General features: G+C 66.3%; 5 protein-coding genes. 4 read left to right on the top strand and 1 reads right to left on the bottom strand.

Annotated elements, in window-relative coordinates; translation table 11 throughout:
- Positions 1-21: 21 nt before the first annotated feature.
- On the bottom strand, positions 22-1,167 hold the full coding sequence (ctaA, locus tag FVF75_RS10470) for a heme A synthase (RefSeq protein WP_148377913.1): 1,146 nt from the start codon (positions 1,165-1,167) through the stop codon (positions 22-24).
- A 209-nt stretch (positions 1,168-1,376) separates the two neighbouring features.
- On the opposite strand from ctaA, the gene gyrA reads away from it, so the two are divergent.
- The 4 genes from gyrA to FVF75_RS10490 all read left to right on the top strand — a co-directional run.
- Positions 1,377-4,103, top strand: coding sequence for a DNA gyrase subunit A (gene gyrA, locus FVF75_RS10475; RefSeq protein WP_187393045.1), 2,727 nt, complete (start codon positions 1,377-1,379; stop codon positions 4,101-4,103).
- 60 nt (positions 4,104-4,163) lie between these two features.
- Positions 4,164-5,525, top strand: a complete 1,362-nt coding sequence (gene trmFO / locus FVF75_RS10480) for a methylenetetrahydrofolate--tRNA-(uracil(54)-C(5))-methyltransferase (FADH(2)-oxidizing) TrmFO (RefSeq protein WP_148377915.1) — start codon at positions 4,164-4,166, stop codon at positions 5,523-5,525.
- Positions 5,526-5,529: 4 nt separating this feature from the next.
- Complete coding sequence (gene gluQRS, locus FVF75_RS10485; RefSeq protein ID WP_148377916.1) at positions 5,530-6,366, top strand: tRNA glutamyl-Q(34) synthetase GluQRS; 837 nt, start codon at positions 5,530-5,532, stop codon at positions 6,364-6,366.
- A 65-nt stretch (positions 6,367-6,431) separates the two neighbouring features.
- Positions 6,432-6,912: IS1595 family transposase (locus FVF75_RS10490; protein ID WP_148377917.1), on the top strand; the 481-nt coding region annotated here is incomplete at its 3' end.

The raw sequence follows: 6,912 nt of genomic DNA on the forward strand, positions 1-6,912 counted from the left end.
CCTTATTCTGCGTGGCGGCCGTCAGCCGCGCACCGACTGCGCCACCGGGTAGCCCGCGCGGAAGCGCGCGTTGAGGATCAGAACCCAGGTCACGATGGCGCCGATCTGGTGGGTGATCGCGATGTCGAGCGGCGCGGCCCAGAGTACGGTGTAGATGCCAAGCACCATCTGCACCAGCACCATGATCGACGCCCAGGTGAAGGCGCGGCGCGTCACCGGCCCGGCGGCGCGGCGTCCCGCCAGATAGGCGCCGATGGCAAACAGCGCCAGCGTGTAGCCGATGATGCGGTGGATGAACTGAACCAGACCGGGGTTCTCGAAGAAATTGCGCCACACCGGCTCGATCGAGAAGGCGTCGGGCGGAAAGAACTGCCCGGCCATCCACGGCCAGTCGACAAAGCTGCGCCCGGCGTCGATCCCTGCCACCAGCGCACCCAGCAGGATCTGCAGGAACGCCAGATGCATCAGGCCGGTGGCGATGCCGAACAGCTTGCGCTCGCGCAGGCGGCGGGCCTGGATCAGGTCGGCCTCGCGGCGCCCGGCCAGGAAGATCGCCCATGCGATCAGCCCCAGGATCACGAATGCCAGACCAAGGTGCGTCGCAAGCCGGTAGGAGGCAACGTCCACACGCTCGCCCTCGAGGCCCGAGGCCACCATCCACCAGCCCACCGCGCCCTGCACGCCGATCAGAACACCGATCCACAACAGCCGCCCGTGCCAGCCCGCGGGCATCTTGCGCGCCGCCAGAAGGCCCAGGAATCCGACGATCCAGACCAGCCCGATCACACGGCCCAGCAACCGGTGCCCCCACTCCCACCAGTAGATCACCTTGAAGTCGGCCATGCTCATGCCGGCGTTCTGGTGGATGTATTCCGGGCTTTGCTGATACTTGGCGAACTCGCTGGCCCAGGCGGCCTGGTTCAGGGGGGGGAGCGTGCCGAACACCAGGTTCCATTCGGTGATCGACAGGCCCGAGTCGGTCAGCCGCGTCAGGCCGCCGACCACGATCATCACCGCGACAAGAAGAAACAGCGCGATCAGCCACCACCGGATCACCCGGCGCGCGCCGGCGGACCCGCCGCGTTCGATCATGCCGGTCGCGGGCGTCTTTCGCGCGCCCGGCTCGGCCTCGTTCACTTCTTCGAAAATGTTGCGCGATTGGGCCATCGATCTTCCTTTCTGTCGTCGGCGGGACTCTACGGATGCAGACGCAAAAGCCAAGCCGGGAAATCGCGGCAAATCGGCCCGCGATTTGGGCAGCGAATTCGGCGCCACGCATTGCACCCCAAAGCTTGTAGGTGGTATACACCGGCAACCCAGATAAAGTGTTTGCCTGCCCCGGCAGACCGATGCCAGACAAAAAGGCGGCGGACCACGTGAGCGATACACCGGAACCCCCTGAGATCGAAGGCGAATTGCCGCCCGAACGCCCCAGCCACGACGGCCCCTCGGTGTCGATCGAGCACGAGATGCGGACCTCGTATCTGGATTACGCGATGAGCGTGATCGTCAGCCGCGCGATCCCCGATCTGCGCGACGGGCTGAAACCGGTGCATCGGCGCATCCTTTACGCGATGAACGAGGTCGGAAACACCCACGACAAGCCTTACCGCAAGTCCTCGCGCCCGGTTGCCGACACGATGGGCAAATACCACCCGCATGGCGACTCGGCGATCTATGACGCGCTGGTCCGCATGGCGCAGGATTTCTCGATGTCGCTGCCGCTGCTCGACGGGCAAGGCAACTTCGGTTCGATGGACGGCGACAAGGCGGCGGCGTTTCGCTACACAGAGGTGCGCATGGCCAAGGCGGCCACCGCACTTCTGGCCGACATCGACAAGGACACAGTCGATTTCCAGGACAACTACGACGGCAAGGACCGCGAGCCGATGGTCCTGCCGGCGCGGTTCCCCAACATGCTGGTCAACGGCGCGGGCGGCATCGCCGTCGGCATGGCCACCAACATTCCGCCGCACAACCTGGGCGAGGTCGTCGACGCGACGCTTGCGATGATCGAGAACCCGGATATCTCGGACGAACGCCTGATGCAGATCGTGCCCGCCCCCGATTTCCCCACCGGCGGCGTGATTCTCGGACGGGCGGGCGCGCGCAAGGCGTATCTCGAAGGGCGCGGCAGCGTCATCCTGCGTGCCAAGACCCGGATCGAGGAAATCCGCAAGGACCGTTTCGCCATCGTGGTCGACGAGATTCCCTATCAGGTCAACAAGGCCCGGATGATCGAGCTGATCGCCGACCTCGTGCGGGAAAAGCGGCTCGAGGGCATCTCGGCGGTGCAGGATGAAAGCGATCGGATCGGCGTGCGCGTGGTGATCGAACTCAAGCGCGACGCGACGCCCGAGGTGGTGCTGAACCAGTTGTTCCGCTTCACACCGCTGCAAACCTCGTTCGGCTGCAACATGCTGGCGCTGAACGGTGGCCGCCCCGAACAACTGGCGCTGCGCGATTTTCTGCGCCATTTCATCAGCTTCCGCGAAGAAGTGGTGGCCCGGCGCACGGCGTTCGAGTTGCGCAAGGCGCGTGACCGCAGCCATGTGCTGTGCGGTCTGGCCGTGGCGGTGTCGAATGTCGACGAGGTGGTGGCGACCATCCGCGCCTCCGCCGACCCCGCCGAGGCACGCGAAAAACTGATGACGCGGCGCTGGCCCGCCGAGGATATCGCGCCCTACATCCGGCTGGTCGACGACCCCAGCCACAAGATGAACGACGACGGCACCTATAACCTGTCCGAAACCCAGGCCCGCTCGATCCTCGAATTGCGGCTGCAACGCCTGACCGCGATGGGCGTGAAGGAAATCACCGACGAGTTGCAGGAACTGGCCGGCAAGATCCGCGACTACCTCGACATCCTGCGCTCGCGCGAGCGGATCATGGGCATCATCTCGGAAGAACTGACCGAGGTGAAGGAGAACTTCGCGGTGCCGCGCCGCACCCAGATCGTCGACTGGTCCGGCGACATGGACGACGAAGACCTGATCGAGCGCGAGGACATGGTGGTCACCATCACCCAGTCCGGCTGGGCCAAGCGCACACCGCTGGCCGAGTACCGCGAGCAGCGGCGCGGCGGCAAGGGGTTGTCGGGCATGGCGACCAAGGAAGAGGACGTGGTCACCACGCTCTTCGTCGCCAATACCCACACGCAGCTTCTGTTCTTCACCACCGATGGCATGGTCTACAAGCTCAAGACCTGGCGGCTGCCGCAGGGCGGGCGCACCTCGAAGGGCAAGGCGATCGTCAACATTCTGCCGATCCCGCAGGGCGTTTCGATCGCCGCGATCATGCCGGTCGATGCCCCCGAAGAGGACTGGGACAACCTGCAGATCTTTTTTGCCACCTCCACCGGCGGGGTGCGCCGCAACGCGCTGTCGGATTTCACCAACGTGAAATCGAACGGCAAGATCGCGATGAAACTGCCCGAGGGCGTGGAACTGGTGAATGCGCGCATCTGCACCGAGGATGACGATATCATGCTTGTCACCGCCTCGGGCCGCGCGATCCGGTTCCCGACCACCGAGGTGCGGGTGTTCAAGGGCCGCGATTCGGTCGGTGTGCGCGGCATCCGGCTGTTGTCCGACGACGACCGGGTGGTGTCGATGGCGGTGATCCGGCATTTCGAGGCCAGCGCCGAGGAACGCGCTGCCTATCTCAAGATGCGCCGGGCCCAGGCCGGGGCGGACGATGAGGGCGCGGAAGACGAGATCGAAGGCGCCATCAGCCCGGAACGCTTCGAGGAAATGCAGGCCGCCGAAGACCTGATCCTGACCATCACCGAGGCGGGCACCGGCAAGCTTTCATCCAGCCACGACTACCCGGTGCGCGGACGCGGCGGCCAGGGCGTGGCGGCGATGGACCGGGCGATGCGCGGCGGTGCGCTGGTGGCCTCGTTCCCGGTCGGGCTCGAGGACCAGGTGATGCTGGCGACCTCCAAGGGCCAGTCGATTCGCTGCCCGGTCGCGGACATCTCGTTCCGCTCGCGCGGGGCTGGCGGGGTCAAGGTGTTCAACACCGCCAAGGGCGAAAAGGTGGTTTCGGTCGCCTGGATCGCCGAAACCGGCGATGACGACGAGGATGACACGGCCGAATAGGGCGGGGGCATCGCCCGCCCCGGGCTTTCCTTTTGCCACGGACATGCATAGATCGGCGCCATGACGGACAAGACCCTACACATCGTCGGCGGCGGCATGGCCGGTTCCGAAGCCGCCTGGCAGGCGGCCCGGGCCGGGCTGGACGTGGTGATCCACGAAATGCGGCCCAAGGTCGGCACCTTCGCGCACCAGACCGGCAAACTGGCCGAGATGGTGTGCTCGAACTCGTTTCGCTCGGATGACGACGAACAGAACGCGGTCGGACTTCTGCACTGGGAAATGCGTCAGGCCGGCAGCCTGATCATGCAGTCCGCCGACCGCTACCGCCTTCCCGCGGGTGGCGCGCTGGCCGTCGACCGCGAGCCGTTCTCGCAATTCGTCAACGATACGCTGCGCGCCCTGCCCAACGTCACCGTGACCGAAGACGAGGTCTCCAGCCTGCCCGACTCGGGCCACTGGATCTTTGCCACCGGTCCCCTGACCTCACCGGCGCTAGGCGCCGCCATCCAGGCTGAAACCGGGGCCGAACGGCTGGCGTTCTTCGACGCCATCGCCCCCATTGTCTATTCCGAAACCATCGACATGGACGTGGTCTGGGCGCAGTCGCGCTATGACAAGGGCGACACCGAGGACGAGCGCCGCGCCTATCTCAACTGCCCGATGACCCGCGATCAGTACGAGGCTTTCATCGACGCGCTGCTGGCCGCCGACAAGACCGAGTTTCGCGAGGGCGAGACCGCCGGCTATTTCGACGGCTGCCTGCCGATCGAGGTGATGGCCGAACGCGGCCGCGAGACGCTGCGCCACGGGCCGATGAAGCCGGTCGGGCTGACCAATGCCCACAAGCCGGACGAAAAGCCCTATGCGGTGGTGCAACTGCGCCGCGACAATGCGCTGGGCACGCTCTACAACATGGTCGGTTTCCAGACCAAGATGAAATACGGCGCGCAGACCGAGGTGTTTCGCATGATCCCCGGGCTGGAGAACGCGACTTTCGCACGGCTCGGCGGCATCCACCGCAACACCTTCATGAACTCGCCCACCCTGCTGGATGGCCGTATGCGGCTGCGCTCGCGGCCGCATGTGCGGTTCGCGGGCCAGGTCACCGGCGTCGAGGGTTACGTCGAAAGCGCCGCGATGGGGCTTCTGGCCGGGCGCATGGCGGTGGCCGACATGCTGTGCACCGATCTGTCCGACGTGCCGGTGACCACCGCGATGGGCGCGCTGGTTCACCACATTTCGGGCGGGGCCGAGGCCAAGACGTTTCAGCCGATGAACGTGAATTTCGGCCTGTTCCCGCCGGTCGAAGGCCTCAAGGCCGGGCGGCGCGGGCGGCGCGACCGCTACAAGGCCTATACCGACCGGGCCAAGGCCGACTGGCAGGGCTGGCTTTCCAAGGCCGAGGCCCCTGCCCCGGCCTGACCCGGTGATCACCCGTTTCGCCCCCTCGCCGACCGGGCTCTTGCACCTCGGCCACGCTTTTTCGGCCCTCACCGCATCGGACATGGCCCGGGCCGCGGGCGGGCGGTTCCTGCTGCGCATCGAGGATATCGACACGCCGCGCTGCACGCCCGAGTTCGAAGCCGCGATCTATGATGACCTGCACTGGCTGGGGCTGGAGTGGCCCGACCCGGTGATGCGCCAGTCCAGCCGCCGCGCGGCCTACGACGCAGCACTTGCCCGCCTCGCCGACATGGGGCTGACCTATCCCTGTTCCTGCACCCGCGCCGATATCCGCGCGGCCCTGTCGGCCCCGCAGGAAGGTGCGCCGATGGGGCCGGACGGCCCGCCCTATCCCGGCACCTGCCGGGGCCGGACGATGGACGAGCACGGGCCGACCGACGCGATCCGCCTCGACATGGCGCGTGCCGCCGCGCTTGCCGGTCCCGTGTCCTTCGCCGAGACCGGCCCGGGCTCGGCTGGTCGGCACGACATGACGCCCGAGCGCATGGTGGCGGAGGTGGGCGACATCGTGCTGGCCCGGCGCGACATCGGCACCTCCTACCACCTCGCCGTCACAGTCGATGACGCGGCTCAGGCGATCACCCACGTGGTGCGCGGCCAGGACCTGTTCACAGCCACGTCGATCCACGTGCTTCTGCAACGCCTGCTGGGGTTTGCGACCCCGACCTACCACCATCACCGCCTGATCCGGGACGAGCGCGGCCGCCGGCTGGCCAAGCGCGACGACGCCCGTGCCATCCGCACCTATCGCGACGCCGGTCACAGCCCGGGGGACATCCGGGAAATGATCGGGCTTTGAGCCTTCATCTTCGCAAAAGGGTCTATTCCAGCTGAGTGTTCCTGAGAGCATGTTAAGGTGCTCTTATGGCTCAGAAAAACCGCTATCTGTTTCGGGGGAGAATTTCGGAGCGGAAGTTCCGCGATCTTCTGCGTCTTTTTGCGCTCGATATCACGGCCGATCGCGCGGCGGCCCTGACCGGTCTGAACCACAAGACGGCGGCGGCGATCTACAGCCTCTTGCGGGCGCGCATGGCCGAGCTGGCGCAGGAGGGCTGCCCCTTTCGCGGCCAGGTCGAACTCGACGAGAGCTATTTCGGACCGACCCGTCAGCGCGGCCGGCCGGGGCTTGGCAAGGGGCGTGGCGTCAGGGGCAAGGTGCCGGTCTTCGGCATCCTCGAGCGCGGCGGGCGGGTGCATTGCCAGATCGTGAAAAACTGTTCGAAAGCAACGCTTCTGGCCATTGTCGAGGGCCATGTGGAGTTGTCGGCCGAACTCGTCACCGACGGCTTCCGAAGCTATGACGGCCTCGTCGAGGCGGGCTTCAAACGCCATCACCGGATCAACA

This window comes from Maritimibacter fusiformis, assembly GCF_008086115.1.
Taxonomy (GTDB): domain Bacteria; phylum Pseudomonadota; class Alphaproteobacteria; order Rhodobacterales; family Rhodobacteraceae; genus Muriiphilus; species Muriiphilus fusiformis.

Bases quoted from the DNA above. Each gene is read 5' to 3' on its own strand.
- trmFO (WP_148377915.1), top strand. From the start codon at position 4,164: ATGACGGACAAGACCCTACACATCGTCGGCGGCGGCATGGCCGGTTCC.
- ctaA (WP_148377913.1), bottom strand. From the start codon at position 1,167: ATGGCCCAATCGCGCAACATTTTCGAAGAAGTGAACGAGGCCGAGCCG.